This window comes from Parazoarcus communis (assembly GCF_003111665.1).
Classification (GTDB): domain Bacteria; phylum Pseudomonadota; class Gammaproteobacteria; order Burkholderiales; family Rhodocyclaceae; genus Parazoarcus; species Parazoarcus communis_B.
Genome location: NZ_CP022188.1, coordinates 2,874,909 through 2,892,053, shown reverse-complemented (window position 1 = coordinate 2,892,053; position 17,145 = coordinate 2,874,909). Strand labels below are relative to the sequence as shown.

Below are 17,145 nucleotides of genomic sequence, written 5' to 3'. Positions count from 1 at the left end.
AACCCTGCCTATCTGAAACGAACTCTGTCGGCTACCGCATCCGGCAGCCACGGTTTGGCAGCAATTACTGCCGTCTCCAGCGGCGGTGAAAACATCGCATTTGCCCACCACGGCTCACGCGACACCCCCACCAGACCACCAATCAACACTACTGCGAACGTGATCGCCAGGCCGCGGGCCAGGCCGAACAGTGCGCCAAAAAAACGGTCGGTTGCCCCCAGGCCTGCGGCCTTGAGCAACTCTCTCAACAGGAAGCGCAGAAACGCCGCCAACAACAGCACGACGATGACGATCGCGGCAAAACCCGCAATCTGGCGCCATGCGGGGTCGCTGATGATGCCGCTCAGCAAGCCCGCAGCCTCGCCCGAATAACGCCAGGCTGCGAGCAGTGCTGCCAGCCACGCCACCAAGGCCATGACTTCGCTCACAAGCCCGCGCCACAGTCCAACGGCTGCCGACAGGCCGAGCACGGCCAGAAAAACGTAGTCGAAAACCGTCATTGCAACCAATCAGCGCGCCGCGAGCACCGCGTTGTGTCCCTGCGAACGCAGTTTCGCTGCAAGCTTCTCGGCATCGCTCCGCGCCGGCACCGGGCCGACACGAACGCGCGTAACCTTGCCTGCCTTCTCAGTGTAGGCGGCGAAGCCCTTCTTTTTCAGGTCGGCTGCCAGCGCCGACGCCTTGGCTTCGTCACTGAAGGCACCAATCTGAATGACGAAGGATTCGGATGAGGCCGCCGCTGCGGGAACCGCGGCACCGCTCAGCAAGGCCTTCACCCTGGCAGCTTCGTCTTCTTCGCGCGAAGGTGACGCGGCAGGTTTCGGAGGTGAGGCCGGCGCTTCTGCGGCAGGCGCAGGGGACGTTGTGGCAACGGCAGGCGGCGGTGAATTGACGGGGGGCTGTTCTATTGGTGCGGGCGCCACGTCAGGCTCGCTAGCCACCACTGGCTGGCTGGGCGCAATTGGCCGTGCCTGGCTGGCGGTCGCTTCGCGGTCGGGAATCGAGATCTGGATATCCTGGGAGGACAGCTGAGGCTCCTGGTCCATTGCCATCGGCAGCACGATCGCAGCCAGCAGCGCGAGCGCGGCAGCACCCACCAGGCGCCTGCGAGCCCGCTTCTTGATCTCGAGGTTGTCTGTGTCACTCACCGGAAAACCTCTTCAGTGCCGCTCAGCACGAATCGTTGCCAGGACATCGGCCACTGTCAGGAATGAACCAAAGACTACGATTCTATCACCCTCCTCAACACTTTTCCGCGCTGCGGAAAATGCCTCGGCAGGCGTTTTGAAACATTGAATGTCGCCCTTCGCCTCTGCCGCGCGCACACGCAGCGCAAGCTCGTCCGCAGACAGTCCACGCGGGCCCGGCAGATCGGCCAGAAACCAGTGGTCCACGCGGTCTCGCAGTCGTGCAACGACGCCTTCGACATCCTTGTCGCCGAACATGCCCAGCACTGCAGCCGTTTCTGGGTGGAAGCTCATGCCCGCAAGATTCTCGGACAGTACGCCGGCCGCCTGCGGATTGTGCGCAACGTCGAGGACGACCGTGGGCCGCCCGGCAAGCACCTGGAAGCGGCCCGGCACTTCGACCAGCATCAACCCTTCGCGAACGGCCTGCATCGACACCGGGATACGATCACGCAGGGTGTCGAGTGCGGTCATGACCGCTGCAGCGTTGAGCAGCTGATTGGCGCCGCGCAGGGACGGATAGGCCAGCCCGCCGCGCTTGGTCAGCGCACCGCTGGCCTGTGGCGCTGCATAGCGCCAGTAACCCCACTGCTGACGATCACCGCCGAACCCGAAATCGCGCCCGCTGATCCACAACTGCGTACCGATCGCTGCCGCGTGATCAAGCAGCGACTGCGGCGGCTGCGGATCGCCGAACACGGCCGGCCGTCCGGCGCGAAAGATGCCCGCCTTCTCAAAGCCGATCGCTTCACGGGTGTCACCCAGGTAATCCATGTGATCCATGGCCACCCCGGTAACGATCGCGCAGTCTGAGTCGAACACGTTGACCGCGTCCAGGCGGCCACCGAGCCCGACTTCTAGAATGACGACGTCGAGCCCTTGCGTGCGGAACACTTCCCACGCGGCCAGCGTGCCATGCTCGAAATAGGTCAGCGGGGTGTTGCCCCGCGCGTGCTCCACGGCATCGAAGGCCGCGACCAGCGCGGCATCTTCGACATCCTTGCCATCAATGCGCACCCGCTCGTTGTAGCGCAACAGGTGGGGCGAGGTGTAGCAGCCGACCCGATAGCCTTCGGCGAGCAGAATGGACTCGAGCATCGCGCATGTCGAGCCCTTGCCATTGGTACCGCCGACCGTGATCACCACGAGGCCCTCGGGGTCCGGGCCGAGCGCCGCACGCACCGCGCCCACCCGCTCGAGTCCGAGCTGGATGGTCTGGGTGTGACGTGATTCGAGCAGCGCGAGCCACTTGTCGACCGTATTCGGCATCGCGCCGCTCACTTCCTGCAGATCAGGCATGGACGGCGGGCTGTCGGCTGAGCAGCGCAAGAATTTCGGCAATGCGCTGACGCAGTTCGCGACGATCGACAATCATGTCGATCGCACCCTTCTCAAGCAGAAACTCGGAGCGCTGGAAGCCGTCCGGCAGGGTCTCGCGCACGGTCTGCTCAATGACGCGTGGGCCTGCAAAGCCAATCAGCGCACCGGGCTCGGCGATCACCACATCGCCCATGAAGGCAAAGCTCGCCGAGACGCCGCCCATGGTCGGATCGGTCAGCAGGGAGATGAAGGGCAGCTTGCGTTGCGCCAGCTGGGTAATGACGGCCGTCGTCTTCGCCATCTGCATCAGCGAGAACAGCCCTTCCTGCATGCGCGCGCCGCCGGTTGCGGTAATGCAGATGAACGGGATGCGCTGCTCGAGTGCAGCCTTTGCACCGCGCACGAAACGCTCCCCGACCACCGATCCCATCGAACCGCCGAGAAATTCGAACTCGAAGCAGGCAACGACCACAGGCACGGTAAGAATCGCACCCTGCATCACCACCATTGCGTCAGCTTCGCCGGTATCGGCCGCGGCGGTAGACAGGCGCTCGGGGTACTTGCGGGAGTCCTTGAACTTGAGCGGATCGACCGGAATCACTTCGGCACCGATCTCGTGCCGGCCTTCCGGATCAAGCAACTGGTCGAGACGCGTGCGCGCACGGACACGCTGATGGTGGCCGCACTTGGGACAGACGCTCATGTTGCTTTCGAGATCGGAGCGATAGAGCACCGCCTCACAGGCCGGGCACTTGCTCCACAGCCCTTCCGGAATCGATTTGTTTCGTGCGCCCGGATCATTGCGTTTGATCTTGGGCGGCAGCAGTTTCTGCAACCAGCTCATTGTTTGGCTCCTGCAATCTCATCCAGTGCGGCACGAATGCCGCGGATGAAGGCGGATACATTGGACACCACCGCGTCGCGGGGACTGCGTTCGATCTCTTCGATGATGCGACTGCCGATCACCACCGCATCGGCCACTTCACCAATGCGTTTTGCGCTCTCGGCATCACGGATGCCAAAACCGACACCAACAGGCATGCCCACTGCGGCGCGGATCTGCGGAATGCGCCGTGCCACCTCGTCGAAGTCGAGGTTCCCCGACCCCGTCACGCCCTTAAGCGACACGTAGTAGATATAGCCACTGCCGGCTTCGGCGACATCGCGGAAGCGCTGCTCCGACGACGTCGGTGCCAGCAGGAAGATCGGATCGAGCCCGGCGGCCTTGGACAGCGCAGCAAAGCGGGTGCATTCTTCGGGCGGATAGTCCACCACCAGCACGCCATCGACCCCGGCTTCGCTGGCGACTGCGATGAAGGTATCCTCGCCCATCGCCTCGATCGGATTGGCATAACCCATCAGCACGACCGGCGTCGTCTGATCCTCTGCGCGGAAGGCACGCACGATCGCAAGCACCTTGCGCAGGGTCATGCCTGCTGCCAGCGCACGTTCGGAAGCGCGCTGAATGGTCGGACCGTCGGCCATCGGGTCGGAGAACGGGACGCCAAGCTCGATGATGTCGGCGCCGCCGGCAACCATCGCATGCATCAGCGGAACAGTGAGTTCGCCGTCCGGGTCGCCCGCAGTGATGAAAGGAATCAACGCCTTGCGGCCCTCGGCCTGCAAACGCTGAAAGGTGGTCTGGATTTTCGACATGATTAAGTCCGGCAATGCGGACCGCAGGGCGGTCCGCAGCGGGTTAGAACTGGATTCCCGAACGCTCGGCAACCGTGTGCATGTCCTTGTCGCCACGTCCGGAAAGGTTCACGAGCAGAACCTTGTCCCTGGGCAAGGTCGCTGCGAGCTTTGCCGCATGCGCAAGGGCATGCGAGGACTCGAGCGCCGGGATGATGCCTTCGAAGCGGCACAGATCGTGGAAGGCCTGAAGCGCCTCGCTGTCCGTCACCGCGACATACTCGGCACGTGAAGAATCCTTCAGCCACGCATGTTCTGGGCCGACGCCGGGGTAGTCGAGACCGGCGGAAATCGAATGCGTCTCGGTGATCTGGCCGTCCTCATCCTGCATCAGATAGGTGCGGTTGCCGTGCAGCACGCCAGGCTTGACGTTGGCGGTCAGCGGTGCGGCGTGACGCCCGGTCTCGATCCCATCGCCTGCCGCTTCGACGCCGATCAGGCGCACGCCCTCGACACCAATGTAGGGATGGAAGATGCCCATGGCGTTGGAGCCGCCACCGACGCAGGCAATCACGTAATCAGGCTGGCGCCCGGCCGCTTCCGGCATCTGCACCAGGCATTCCTTGCCGATGACGGTCTGGAAGTCCCGCACCATCATCGGATAGGGATGCGGCCCCGCAACCGTACCAATGATGTAGAAGGTGTTGGCGATGTTGGTCACCCAGTCGCGCATGGCCTCGTTCAGCGCATCCTTGAGCGTCTTGGAGCCCGACTCGACGGGAACCACGGTCGCACCGAGGAGCTTCATGCGATAGACGTTGGCCGCCTGGCGCTTGACGTCTTCCGAGCCCATGTAGACCACGCACTCCATGCCGTAGCGCGCCGCAACCGTTGCCGTTGCCACGCCGTGCTGTCCGGCACCGGTTTCTGCGATCACGCGCGGCTTGCCCATGCGCCGGGCCACCATCGCCTGGCCGATGCAGTTGTTCACCTTGTGGGCACCGGTGTGATTGAGGTCTTCGCGCTTCAGGTAGATCTGCGCGCCGCCGAGCAGGTCCGACCAGCGCTTGGCATGGTAAATCGGGCTTGGGCGCCCGACGTAGTGCTTCAGATCGTGCTCGAACTCGGCGATGAAAGCCGGATCGGCCATACATTCGGCGTACGCCAGACGCAACTCTTCGAGCGCGGGCATGAGCGTCTCTGCGACAAAGACGCCGCCGTACGGACCGAAGTGGCCCTTCTCATCCGGAAACTGGTACTGCATGTCAGCCATCTGCATCTCGAACTCCGGCAATGAACGCAGCCATCATGGCTGCGTCCTTGATTCCCTTGGCCACTTCAACACCACTGGACACATCCACCGCCCAGGGGCGCACACGACGAACCGCCTCACGCACGTTTTCCGGATCGAGTCCGCCGGAAAGGATGAGAGGCCTGTCGAGTCCCGCGGGGATGAGGGACCAATCGAAAGTCTTGCCTCCCCCGCCATAACCCTCGACAAATGCGTCGAGCAAAATACCGCGGGCGCCGGGGTGGCAAGCTGCGAATTCTAACAGATCGACCCCCGCCCGCACTCTCGCAGCCCGGATCCATGGACGGCCATAGCGGGCACAGTCCGCCTCGGCTTCGTCGCCGTGGAACTGTAGCAGCTGCAAGGGCACGCGGCGCAGGGCCTCATCGACGAATCCGGGATCGGGATTGACGAACAGGCCGACGGCCGTGACAAAGGGCGGCAGCAAGGCCGCGAGCTCGGCCGCCTGATCGAAGCTGACATGGCGCGGGCTGGGCGGATAGAACACGAAGCCGATGGCGTCGGCACCGGCATCAACCGCCGCGCGGACATCCTGCGGCCGGGTCAGGCCGCAGATCTTGATTCGGGTACGTGACATTCAGAGGAGGGGAAGCTGAGGCTGAGAGATGATACGCCCATCCCCTGGCAGCGGCCAGTCTGGAGGGTACGCCACACCGCAAAGGTAGAGCCCGGCGGCCTCGAATGTGGGCGCAGCAATCGAACGGTCGCCACGCTCCAGCACCTCACCAAGCCATTCCGGCGGGTAGTGTCCCTTGCCAATGTAGACCAGCGCACCGACCAGGTTCCGAACCATGTGATGGAGGAAACCATTGGCCCGGAAATCGAGGGCCAGATAATCACCCGCACGCGTAACGCGCGCATCGTACATCACCCGTACTGGCGTCTTCGACTGGCAGCAGGACGCCCGGAAGGCCGAGAAATCATGCTTGCCCACCAGCAGGCTGGCGGCTTCGATCATGCGCGACTCATCCAGCGGCGGATGAAACCAGCCCACTTTCCCCGCCATCACCGCCGGCCGCGACGGCGAGTTGTAGAGAATGTAGCGGTAGGCGCGTTCGTAGGCGAGAAACCGTGCATGAAAGCGGTCGTCGACCTCGACTGCCCACTTCACCACGACCGTCCTCGGCAAATGGGTATTGACCCCGCGCACCCAGGCCGTGACCGGACGTCGCGCGGTGGTGTCGAAATGGGCGACTTGCGCAGTCGCATGCACGCCCGTATCGGTGCGCCCTGCCACCTGAAGACGCACGAACTCACCCGCAATTCGCTCGATTGCAGCTTCAAGAACATCCTGCACGGTCCGACCATGACGCTGGCTCTGCCAGCCTTCGAATGCATCGCCCGCGTACTCGATACAGAGCGCAATCCTTACCACATCCACCATCCCAACAATCCACCCACCAGAACAAGGACGACAAGGTCTGCCGACCCAAAACGCTCACGTACGAGATGGACGGGTGACACCGGCTCGTCAGTCGCCAACAGCCACTGCTTCCATTCATGACGTCCACCGCGCGCATCATCGACATAACGCAGGACCAGCAGAAGCCTCAGCGCAACCCGCTGCGCCGACAGGCCGAGCACTGCTCCCGGTCTGCACAAGGCATATAACCCGCTCACCAGCCGGTCAGGTGACAGGCGCTCGAGGAGCAAGGCCACGCAGCATACAACCACAAGCAAGCGCCCTGCATGAACCAGTGCAAGCGTCAGCCCTTCCCGCGTCGGGCTGAGCACCGGGAAAGCACTCACGAGCGCCTCCCCCGGCGTAAACCATGCAAACAGAACGAATATGGCCAGCAGCAGCACTCGTACGCGACGAATCAGCCGAACGCCGCGCATGCGGGCAAACACGATCACCAGCAACAGCGTGCCGGCCACCAGCGCTGCCAGCAGCGCACCACTCGCGAGCTGCACCGATGCAACCCCCGCGACCCACAGCAACAGGATCAGCCCCGCGTGCATGCTCAAAAGAAAACGCCGCCGCGAGGCCTGCGCCCCACGGCGGCGACATTGACGGGAATCACCCCAGTTTTTCGATCAGGGTCCGCGCCGCCGCCTGCTGCGCGGGGCCACCCTCGGTGAGCACCTCGTTGAGCAACTCGAGCGCGCCTTCCTTGTCACCCATCTCGTCGTATGCGCGGGCGAGTTCGAGCTTGGTCTCAACCTCGTGATTGATCTCACCCTCGGGCTCGACGGGAGCTGCCGGCGCCGCCGGGGCCTCATCCTCCTTCGCAGCCGCGGGTGCCGCGTCGGATCCGGCGGCAGTCTCGGGCACGCCCCCTTCATCTTCCGACGGCTCGAGGTCCAGATCGATGCTGGTCAGGTCCATGCCTGCAGGCTCTGCCGGCGCAGCGTCGCCACCAACCGGCGTCTCGAGATCAAAATCGAAGTCCAGCAAATCGGCATCGAAGCTGGTCTTCTCGAGATCCATCACGGTATCGTCGGCATCCGGATCGACATCGTCGGACTGGACCACCGTTGCGCTCATGTCGAATGCGGCCTGCTTGTCATCAGCCGATTTGCCCAGTTCAGGCAGATCGAATTCAAGCGCGGGCTCATCGGCTGCAGCGAGCGCAACATCATCGCCCACAACCGTTGCCGTATTCGATGCGGGCACCGGCGCCTCCGCTGCAGGCTCACCGCCACCGACCTCGAGCGTGAACTCGTCGCCATCCAGCTCCAGATCCATCTCCGAATCCGGCGCTGTATCGGTGTCCGGTGCGCTATCAGCGAGAACAGCATCGATCTCGGGCAGGGACGTGTCTTCCGCTTCTGCGGCAGGCTCATCCACATCGCCGCCCAGATCGAAATCGATGGCATCGACATCGATCGACAGCGGCTCGTCCTGCTCAGCCCCGGCATCGGACGTCTGCTCAGGCGCTTCGGCATCGCCACTGGCGATCTGCCCAAGGTCGCCCGGCATGGTCCACGTAGCCTTGAGCTGCGAAGGACTCGGTTCCACCGGAACCGAGGTAGTGAAGTCGAGGCTGGACAAGGTCTGACCGAGTTCGTCAGCCGCATCTTCGGTGTCGGCTTCCGCTTCCGGAAGCCTCGCCGCGCTGGCAGCACCTGCAGCCGTCGCCGTCGCCGTTGCAGCGGCAGCAGTCACAGCAGCTGCGGCAGAAACCGGAATGCCCCCCGCAGGCAGCTCGGTCGCTGGCGGCACGGTACGCTCGCCCTCTGCCGGGCCTGCACTGTATAGCGGGTTATCTGGATCGAGCTTGCGCCCCATCTGCGCAGCCTTCTCCCAATCCGGGCCTTGGCCACCGGTGCGGGAGTAAAGCTCGCTTGCCGTGGTTTCAAACTGCTTCGGACTCTGACGCTGGGCGAAAACCTCAAGCAACTTGAGATAGATCGCCGTACGGTTCGGATCCGCCTTGAGTGCATCCTCGAGAATTTCCTCGGCCTGGGCATCACGACCATAGGCCATGTAGACGTCTGCTTCAGCCACCGGATCAACACCTTCATCCGCATCGATCGATGACAGACCAGACTGACTGAAGTCGGTCTGCAGGATGCTGCTGTTGCCGGTATCGACGCTCTGACCGCCCGTCGCACCGAATACGGCGCTGCTGTCAGGCGGAAACTCGCTCATCAGCGCCGAGCTGTCCAGCGCCTCCATCGCCTGCTTGCGCTGACGGGAACGGTAGGCGGCAAAACCGAGCAGGAGCGCAAGTACGCCACCACCGGCCGCGAGCATGGCGGGATCGGCAAGCAACGACTGCATGAAGTCGGGTTCAGGTTCGGCCTCAGGGGCTGCTGCCACCGGTGCCGGCGGCACGGGAGCGGGCGCGGGTGCAGGCTCAGCTTGTGGCGGGGAAACCGGCTCGGCGGGCGGCTCGACCGCGGCGGCTTCCACCGCCGGAGCTGCCGGCGTCGCTTCTGCGGGCGCCGTCACTGCGGGTGCGGCAGGCTCCGCAGCCGCCTCAGGCGCTGCGGTCGCAGCAGCGCCAGCGACTGCAGCAGCACCTGCCGTTGCAGCACCGGGTGTTGCAGCGTCAGGCTGCAGCTGCGCCAGCGTGCCGCTCTTCAGTTCAAGCAATTTCTGCAGGTCGCGGATGCTCTGCTCAAGCTGAGCAAGGCGTGCGTTGGCCTCTTCGAGGCCCTTTTCACGTGCAACAAGTTCTTCTTCGAGCGCATGCAGGCGGGCAACCGCTGCCTTGTCCATCCCGGCTTCGCCGTCCTGGGTTTTCGAGATCTGCAGCTTGTCACCCGCAACAGCGGGTGTGCGTGCATCCTCGACCTTGGGCACGATACGGCCAGCGCTTGCCTGCTCGGCAGGAGCCGGAGCCGCCTCGCGCACGACCGCCGTACCCGCCAGGCGCTGGCGATAAGCCTCAAAGTCGGCCGCCTGGGCCACGACCTCACGGCGAGCCTCAGCAGGACTGGCTCCCAGGACCGCGTCAGCGGACGGCATCGTCATGATGGCGCCGGCGCGCAAACGGTTGATGTTGTCACCGTCAAACGCCGATGGGTTGGCACGGAACAGGGCCAGCAGCATCTGGTCGAGATTGGCACCGTCGGGGCGGTTCGCCTCCGCGATGCGGCGCAGCGTGTCGCCACGCTGCACGGTGTAGCGATCCACAGCGGCGGGCCGGGGTGCAGGCGGCGCAGCCATGGGAGCCGGACGCGGAGCGGTCGCTGGGGCCGGTGCGGCAATGCGCGCAGCCACAGGTTTGGGCGCGGCGATATCGACCGGATCGAGAAGGAAGGTGTATTCGCGCGACAAGCGGCCCGAGGCCCAGTCGAGGTCGATCAGCAGCCCGACAAAGGGCTCGTTGATCGGGCGGTCGCTGCTGAGCTTGACCACCTGGCGCTGACCGCTGCGTTCAACCGACACCCGGATACCGGACAGGAATCCCGGATAAGGAATGCCGGCCTGCCTGAAGGCATCGGGCGAAGCCACCTTTGCAGTGACAGAGCTCAACTCCTGAGGTGTCGCGCTGATCTGGATTTCGGCCCGCAAGGGCTGACCCAAGCCACTGAAAACATTGATCTGACCAAGCCCGGCAGCAAAGCCACCGAGTGGAAACGAGGCGATCGCAGCTGCGATCAGGGATGCCTTAATCGACGTTTTCATAGTTATCCTCAAACCACGCTCCCCTTCACCAAGCCGGCAAAGGGCAATACATCATGGACTTGGGCTAGCAATCTAGCATTTTTATTAAGGACCTGCACCAACTGATTATGTCTAAAGGGGAAAGCAACTTTCCACCCGAACGGGCGGCCCGGCTCGGCCTGATGCAGGCAATTCGGACCGCCACAGTTCATCCTCAGTCTTCAAGCAGAATGCGAAGCATGCGACGCAGCGGCTCGGCCGCCCCCCAGAGAAGCTGGTCACCGACCGTAAACGCGCCAAGATACTCCGGCCCCATTGCCATCTTGTGCAAACGCCCGACCGGGACGGACAAGGTGCCGGTCACCGCTGCCGGCGTGAGGTCGCGCTCGGAGAGCTCACGCTCGTTCGGCACCACCTTCACCCACTCGTTGGCCCCGGCGATGATCCCGCTGATCTCATCGAGCGGCACATCCTTCTTCAGCTTGATGGTCAGCGCCTGCGAGTGACAACGCATTGCACCGATACGCACGCACAGTCCGTCGATCGGGATGCTGCCATCGGTGCGGAATGCGGGGTTGCCGAGAATCTTGTTGCACTCGGCACCGCCCTTCCACTCCTCTTTCGACTGGCCGTGCTCGACCGGTACATCGATCCACGGAATCAGGCTGCCAGCCAGCGGCGTGTTGCGGAAATTCTTCTTCGGGAAAGCATCGGAACGAATCGTCTCCGCAACCTTGCGATCGATATCGAGGATTGCCGAGCCCGGGTCGGCGAGCAGGTCCGCCACCGATGCATGGATGGTGCCCATCTGCGCGATCAGCTCACGCATGTTCTGCGCACCCGCACCCGAGGCGGCCTGGTAGGTCATCGCGGACACCCACTCGACCAGATCGTTGCGGAACAGGCCACCGAGGCCCATCAGCATCAGCGAGACCGTGCAGTTGCCGCCAATCCAGTTGCGGCCGCCCTTGGCAAGGGCGTCCTTGATCACATGCATGTTCACCGGATCGAGGATGATCACGGCATCGTCGGCCATGCGCAGCGCGCTGGCGGCATCGATCCAGTGGCCGCTCCAGCCGGACGCACGCAGTTTCGGGAACACCTCCTTGGTGTAATCCCCGCCCTGGCAGGTAATGATGATGTCGCAGGCCTTGAGCGCATCGACGCTCATCGCGTCCTGCAGCGGCAGTGCCGCTTCCTTGCCGCCGAAAACGGGTGCCTTGCCCCCGGCCGCAGAGGTGGAAAAATACACGGGTTCGATATGGGCGAAATCACCCTCGTCCACCATGCGCTGCATCAGCACGGAACCGACCATGCCACGCCAGCCAACCAGACCTACTCGCTTCATCACATCACCTCGAATCGAAAAACCTTAAAGCGTCGCGAGAACCGCGTCACCCATCTCCCTGGTGCCGACCTTCTTCGTGCCCGGCTCGAAAATATCGCCGGTACGGAAGCCCTGCGCAAGCACTTGCTTGACGGCAGCCTCGATACGCTGAGCCTGCGCTTCAAGACCGAAGGTATAGCGCAGCATCATTGCAGCCGACAGGATCGTCGCCAGCGGATTGGCCACACCCTTGCCTGCGATGTCCGGCGCCGAACCGTGAGAGGGTTCGTACAAGCCCTTGTTGTTCGCATCCAGCGAAGCCGAGGGCAGCATGCCGATCGAGCCGGTGAGCATCGAAGCTTCGTCCGAGAGGATGTCGCCGAACATGTTGCCGGTCACCATCACGTCAAACTGCTTGGGCGCCCGCACGAGCTGCATCGCTGCATTGTCGACCAGCATGTGCGACAGCTCCACGTCCGGATAGTCCTTGGCCACTTCTTCGGCAATATCGCGCCAAAGTTGAGTGCACTCAAGCACATTCATCTTGTCGACCGAGCACAGACGCTTGCCACGCTTCTGCGCAGCCTCGAATGCCACCTTCAGAATGCGGCGGATCTCATACTCGGCGTAGATCATGGTGTTCCAGCCTACCCGCTGCTGTTCGCCATTGACCTCGCGCACCTCGATACCGCGCGGCTGACCGAAGTAGATATCGCCGGTGAGTTCGCGCACGATGAGGATGTCCAGTCCGGCCACGACTTCGGGCTTGAGCGAAGATGCGTTGGCAAGCTCCGGGTACAGGATCGCCGGACGCAGGTTGGCGAACAGGTTGAGATCCTTGCGGATACCCAGCAGGCCGCGCTCGGGGCGCTGCTCACGCGGCCGGTTGTCCCATTTCGGCCCGCCCACAGCACCCAGCAACACCGCATCCGCTTCACGGGCAAGTTTCTGGGTTGCCTCGGGGTAAGGCGTGCCAGTGGCATCGACTGCACAACCGCCAAGCAGGCCTTCTTCAAGTTCGAACTTGAGGTCGAGCGCCTTGAGCACACGCACGGCTTCCGCCATGATCTCGGGACCAATGCCGTCACCCGGCAGCACACAAATCTTCATCCGGTTTCTCCACGCAAACCTGGGCCGCAAGGGCTCAGGCGAAATAATAGGGGTGCTTGGCGCGACGCGCGTCTTCGAACGCACGAATCTTGTCGGCGTGACGCAGCGTCAGACCGATGTCGTCCCAGCCGTTGAGCATGCATTCCTTGCGGAAGGCATCGACGTCGAAGGCAATCACCTTGCCATCGGGACGGGTGACCGTCTGTGCAGCAAGGTCCACCTTGAGCTGATAGCCTTCGCTGGCCTCGCACTGACTGAACAGCTCATCGACCTCTTCTGCCGCAAGCACGATCGGCAAGACGCCGTTCTTGAAGCAGTTATTGAAGAAGATATCGGCAAAGCTGGTGCCGATAATGGCGCGAAAGCCATAGTCCTCCAGCGCCCAGGGCGCGTGCTCGCGCGAGCTGCCACAGCCGAAGTTGTCACGGGTGAGCAGTACCTGTGCCCCCTGGTAACGCGGCTGATTGAGCACGAACTCCTTGTTCAGCGGGCGCTGGCTGTTGTCCTGGCCCGGCTGACCGACATCCAGATAGCGCCACTCGTCGAACAGGTTGGGGCCGAAGCCGCTGCGCTTGATCGACTTGAGGAACTGCTTGGGAATGATCGCATCAGTATCGACGTTGGCACGATCGAGCGGCGCCACCAGCGCATCGAGAACGGTAAACGGTTTCATCTTCTGCTGATCCTTTTATTGCAACTCGCGCACATCGGCAAAATGCCCGGCCACCGCAGCAGCTGCGGCCATGGCGGGGCTCACCAGATGCGTGCGGCCACCGGCGCCCTGCCGGCCTTCGAAATTGCGGTTGGAGGTCGAGGCACAGCGCTCGCCCGGCTCCAGGCGGTCGGCGTTCATCGCCAGACACATCGAACAGCCCGGCTCGCGCCATTCGAATCCGGCCTCGATGAATACCTTGTCCAGCCCTTCGGCCTCGGCCTGGCGCTTGACCAGCCCGGACCCCGGCACCACCAGCACGCGGCGCACATTGGCCGCCTTGGTCCGCCCCTTGGCGACCGCAGCCGCCTCACGCAGGTCTTCGATGCGCGAATTGGTGCACGAACCGATGAAGACCTGATCTACGGCGATCTCGTTGATCGGCGTATTGGCCGTCAGCCCCATGTACTTGAGCGCGCGCTCGATGCCCTCGCGGCGCACCGGGTCGGTGATGCCTGCGGGATCGGGCACCCGACCGGCGATTGTGGTGACCATCTCGGGCGACGTACCCCAGGTGACCTGCGGCAGGATGTCGGCCGCGTTGAGTTCGACGACCTTGTCGAACTTCGCGCCGTCATCCGACGTCAGCGTGCGCCAGTAGGCAACCGCCGCATCCCACTGCTCACCCTTCGGTGCGAACGGCTTGTCCTTGAGATAGGCAATGGTGGTTTCATCGACGGCAACCAGGCCGGCGCGCGCACCCGCCTCGATGGCCATGTTGCACACCGTCATCCGCCCTTCCATCGACAGCGACCGAATGGCGCTGCCGCCGAACTCGATGGCATAGCCGTTGCCGCCCGCGGTGCCGATGCGACCGATGATCGCGAGCACGACATCCTTGGCCGACACGCCACGTCCCAGCTCGCCTTCGACCTTGACCAGCAGGGTTTTCGACTTCTTCTGCAGCAGGCACTGCGTCGCCATCACGTGCTCGACCTCGGAGGTACCGATGCCGTGCGCCAGACAGGCAAACGCACCATGGGTCGAGGTGTGCGAGTCGCCGCACACTACCGTCATGCCCGGCAGGGTTGCACCGTTCTCGGGGCCGATGACATGCACGATGCCCTGCTTGGCGTCGCGAAACGGAAAGTAGGCCAGCGCACCGACTTCGCGGATGTTGCTGTCGAGCGTTTCGACCTGCTGACGCGAGACCGGGTCGAGAATGCCCTGATCCCAGTGGTCGGTCGGTGTGTTGTGGTCCGCCGTGGCAACAATGGACGAGATCCGCCAAGGCTTGCGCCCGGCGAGCTTCAGGCCTTCGAAGGCCTGCGGGCTGGTGACTTCGTGCACAAGGTGGCGATCGATATAGATCAGCGCAGTGCCGTCGGCTTCCTGATGAACGACATGACTCGACCAGAGTTTTTCGTACAGCGTTTGGGCTTCCATCCAGTGTATTCCGCGGAAAGAAAAGGTTTCGATTATTTCACAGGGGCGTGCGCGTGGGTAGCAGCGCCCGCCCCGTGCTCCGTTTAGCGCTATCTGCGCCGTGCTTGCTCGTAGATCGGCATCACCCGCGCAGCGTACTCGGCCAGATCCTTCTGCCGCGAGTCATGCGAAGGGTGGGTGGACAGCCACTGCGGTGGCGCGCCCGACGACTGTGAGGCCATTTTGGTCCACAGCGTCACCGCCGCCCGCGGATCGTAGCCACCGCGCGCAGCCAGTTCGACACCGATGCGGTCGGCCTCGGTTTCGTGCAGACGCGAGTTGGGCAACTCGAAGGTCACTTTCGCCACCGACCCCATCAGGTCCTGCCCCACCTCACCAACCCCCAGCAGGGCACCAGCGACCGAGATGCCGAGGCCGGTGGCCATGCTCTTCGACACGCGCTCGCGAGCATGCTCGCGCAGCGCGTGCGCAATCTCGTGCCCCATCACCGCAGCGATCTCGTCATCACTCAGGCCGAGGCGGTCGATCAAGCCCGAATAGAAGGCGATCTTGCCCCCGGCCATGCACCATGCGTTGAGCTCATCGGACTTGAGCACGTTGATTTCCCACTTCCAGCCTGGCGCATCACGACGGAAATTTCCGGTCTGGGGAATCAGCCGCGAGGCGACCTGCCGCACGCGCTGCACCTGCCGGGCGTCACGGTTGAGCAGGTTCTTGCTCCGCGCCTCGGAAATGATCTCCTGGTATTGCTGCGACGATGCCTGCTCGATATCGCTCGCGGGGATCATCATCATCTGCCCCCGGTCCACCCCGACCGCGCCTCCGCCGGTGGTTTGCACCGTCTGGCATCCCACGCTCAGCAGCGCGGCAAGCAGCACCGGAAACAGGCTTTTCTTGAATATCAGCATTCAGCACTCCTCTCAAATCGTGCGTTCGGGGCCGTGCTCCCGCCAGCTCAACGCCAGCCACACAAGCCCCGCAAGCGCAAAAACCGACCCCAGCGTGAAGGTCCATGCAGATCCGATAGTGTCCCAGGTGTAACCGCTGATCAAGCCGCCCAGCATGCCGCCGGCACCAAAGGACACACTTCCGTAGAGCGCCTGCCCGCTCGACTGGAGACGCCCGGGAAACCACTTGTTCACCGCCGCGATCGCCGCCGCATGGTAGGCGCCGAAGGTCGCGCCGTGAAGCAGTTGCGCAAGGATCAGTACCAGCATGCTGCCCACGCCCCAGCCGATGGTTGCAAAGCGCAGCACGGCGCAGGCAAACGCCACCAGCAGGATGGTGCGCAGCGAATAGCGGCGCATCACGCGCGGCATGACCAGAAACACCCCGATCTCAGCCAGCACGCCGAGCGACCACAGCGACCCGACCACAACCTTGTCATAACCGTGATCCACCAGCAGGATCGAATAGAAGACATACAGTGCGCCGTGTGCGGCGGACATGAGAAAGCAGGCACCGAACAGCGCGAGCACTTCCGGGCGACGCAGTGTGGCACCAAAGCTGGCGGTCACGTGCGAACTCACGCTCGGCTTCGCCTCAGGCACCAGGATCCCGCACACAAGAATGCCGAGCAGGATCGACGCGGTCACCCACAGGACAACATCGATTGCGAAATGATCGAGCAGGAGCCCGAGCCCGAGTACGGCCACGATGAAACCCACACTCCCCCACACGCGGATGCTGCCGTAACGATGCCCCTGCGCGCCGAGATGAACGAAGGTCACGCTCTCGACCAGCGGCAACGCGGCGCTCCAGAAAAAGGCCATCAGCGCCATGCCGACGAAAATGCCGGAGAACGCCTGCGTCATGAAGAAGATCGAGAAGCCCGCGAGGCTCATCGCAGCCGACAGGCGGACAATCGGCAGGCGCATGCCCAGGTGCTCGGAAAGCCAGCTCCAGAGGTTTGGCGACAGCACACGCATGAGCTGCATCAGCGACATCAGGATGGCAATGTCGGTTGCAGGGTATTGCAGCGACTGAAGGTAGAGCGTGAAATACGGCGAAAATGCGCCGACGAAGGCGAAATAGAAGAAGTAGTAGAACGAAAGTCGCCAGTACGGCAGCGTCGTCCCCATCTCAGCGCCCCATGGC

At 63.4% G+C, this 17,145-nt stretch carries 16 protein-coding genes; all 16 read right to left on the bottom strand.

All coding sequences use genetic code 11. From position 1 onward, the window contains the following. Positions 1–8: 8 nt before the first annotated feature. Positions 9–500 carry a CvpA family protein gene (locus CEW87_RS13245; RefSeq protein ID WP_108973666.1) on the bottom strand — a complete coding sequence of 164 codons (492 nt, stop codon included), beginning with the start codon at positions 498–500 and terminating at the stop codon, positions 9–11. A 9-nt stretch (positions 501–509) separates the two neighbouring features. Next, positions 510–1,148, bottom strand: coding sequence for an SPOR domain-containing protein (locus CEW87_RS13240; protein ID WP_108973664.1), 639 nt, complete (start codon positions 1,146–1,148; stop codon positions 510–512). A gap of 12 nt (positions 1,149–1,160) precedes the next feature. Beyond that, positions 1,161–2,486 carry a bifunctional tetrahydrofolate synthase/dihydrofolate synthase gene (gene folC, locus CEW87_RS13235; protein WP_234421533.1) on the bottom strand — a complete coding sequence of 442 codons (1,326 nt, stop codon included), beginning with the start codon at positions 2,484–2,486 and terminating at the stop codon, positions 1,161–1,163. Continuing rightward, the gene (gene accD / locus CEW87_RS13230) at positions 2,479–3,351 is read right to left on the bottom strand and encodes an acetyl-CoA carboxylase, carboxyltransferase subunit beta (RefSeq protein WP_108947583.1); all 873 of its coding nucleotides are present in this window, start codon (positions 3,349–3,351) and stop codon (positions 2,479–2,481) included. Before accD ends, folC begins: the two co-directional genes overlap by 8 nt. Beyond that, positions 3,348–4,163 carry a tryptophan synthase subunit alpha gene (gene trpA / locus CEW87_RS13225; protein WP_108973663.1) on the bottom strand — a complete coding sequence of 272 codons (816 nt, stop codon included), beginning with the start codon at positions 4,161–4,163 and terminating at the stop codon, positions 3,348–3,350. The genes accD and trpA overlap by 4 nt, the downstream gene beginning before the upstream one ends. A 43-nt stretch (positions 4,164–4,206) precedes the next feature. After that, positions 4,207–5,421: a tryptophan synthase subunit beta gene (trpB, locus tag CEW87_RS13220; RefSeq protein ID WP_108973661.1), complete on the bottom strand. Its 1,215-nt coding sequence runs from the start codon at positions 5,419–5,421 to the stop codon at positions 4,207–4,209. Continuing rightward, positions 5,408–6,031, bottom strand: a complete 624-nt coding sequence (locus CEW87_RS13215; RefSeq protein ID WP_108973659.1) for a phosphoribosylanthranilate isomerase — start codon at positions 6,029–6,031, stop codon at positions 5,408–5,410. The genes trpB and CEW87_RS13215 overlap by 14 nt, the downstream gene beginning before the upstream one ends. After that, complete coding sequence (gene truA, locus CEW87_RS13210; RefSeq protein ID WP_108977197.1) at positions 6,032–6,829, bottom strand: tRNA pseudouridine(38-40) synthase TruA; 798 nt, start codon at positions 6,827–6,829, stop codon at positions 6,032–6,034. It lies immediately after the preceding gene. After that, complete coding sequence (locus CEW87_RS13205; RefSeq protein ID WP_108973657.1) at positions 6,823–7,416, bottom strand: CbiQ family ECF transporter T component; 594 nt, start codon at positions 7,414–7,416, stop codon at positions 6,823–6,825. Before CEW87_RS13205 ends, truA begins: the two co-directional genes overlap by 7 nt. 58 nt (positions 7,417–7,474) lie before the next feature. Next, positions 7,475–10,534 (bottom strand): FimV/HubP family polar landmark protein, encoded by a 3,060-nt coding sequence (locus tag CEW87_RS13200; protein ID WP_108973655.1) that lies wholly within the window; start codon positions 10,532–10,534, stop codon positions 7,475–7,477. Between the two features lie 193 nt (positions 10,535–10,727). Next, positions 10,728–11,861 carry an aspartate-semialdehyde dehydrogenase gene (gene asd / locus CEW87_RS13195; RefSeq protein WP_108973653.1) on the bottom strand — a complete coding sequence of 378 codons (1,134 nt, stop codon included), beginning with the start codon at positions 11,859–11,861 and terminating at the stop codon, positions 10,728–10,730. 24 nt (positions 11,862–11,885) lie between these two features. Continuing rightward, positions 11,886–12,950 (bottom strand): 3-isopropylmalate dehydrogenase, encoded by a 1,065-nt coding sequence (leuB, locus tag CEW87_RS13190; RefSeq protein ID WP_108973651.1) that lies wholly within the window; start codon positions 12,948–12,950, stop codon positions 11,886–11,888. A gap of 34 nt (positions 12,951–12,984) precedes the next feature. Then, a complete protein-coding gene (leuD, locus tag CEW87_RS13185) occupies positions 12,985–13,623 on the bottom strand; it encodes a 3-isopropylmalate dehydratase small subunit (protein ID WP_108973649.1) in 639 nt (212 codons plus the stop codon). A 15-nt stretch (positions 13,624–13,638) separates the two neighbouring features. Further along, a complete protein-coding gene (gene leuC, locus CEW87_RS13180; RefSeq protein ID WP_108973647.1) occupies positions 13,639–15,048 on the bottom strand; it encodes a 3-isopropylmalate dehydratase large subunit in 1,410 nt (469 codons plus the stop codon). An 89-nt stretch (positions 15,049–15,137) separates the two neighbouring features. Continuing rightward, positions 15,138–15,956 (bottom strand): M48 family metallopeptidase, encoded by an 819-nt coding sequence (locus CEW87_RS13175; RefSeq protein ID WP_108973645.1) that lies wholly within the window; start codon positions 15,954–15,956, stop codon positions 15,138–15,140. 12 nt (positions 15,957–15,968) lie between these two features. Then, positions 15,969–17,129, bottom strand: coding sequence for an MFS transporter (locus tag CEW87_RS13170; RefSeq protein ID WP_108973643.1), 1,161 nt, complete (start codon positions 17,127–17,129; stop codon positions 15,969–15,971). Positions 17,130–17,145: the final 16 nt, after the last annotated feature.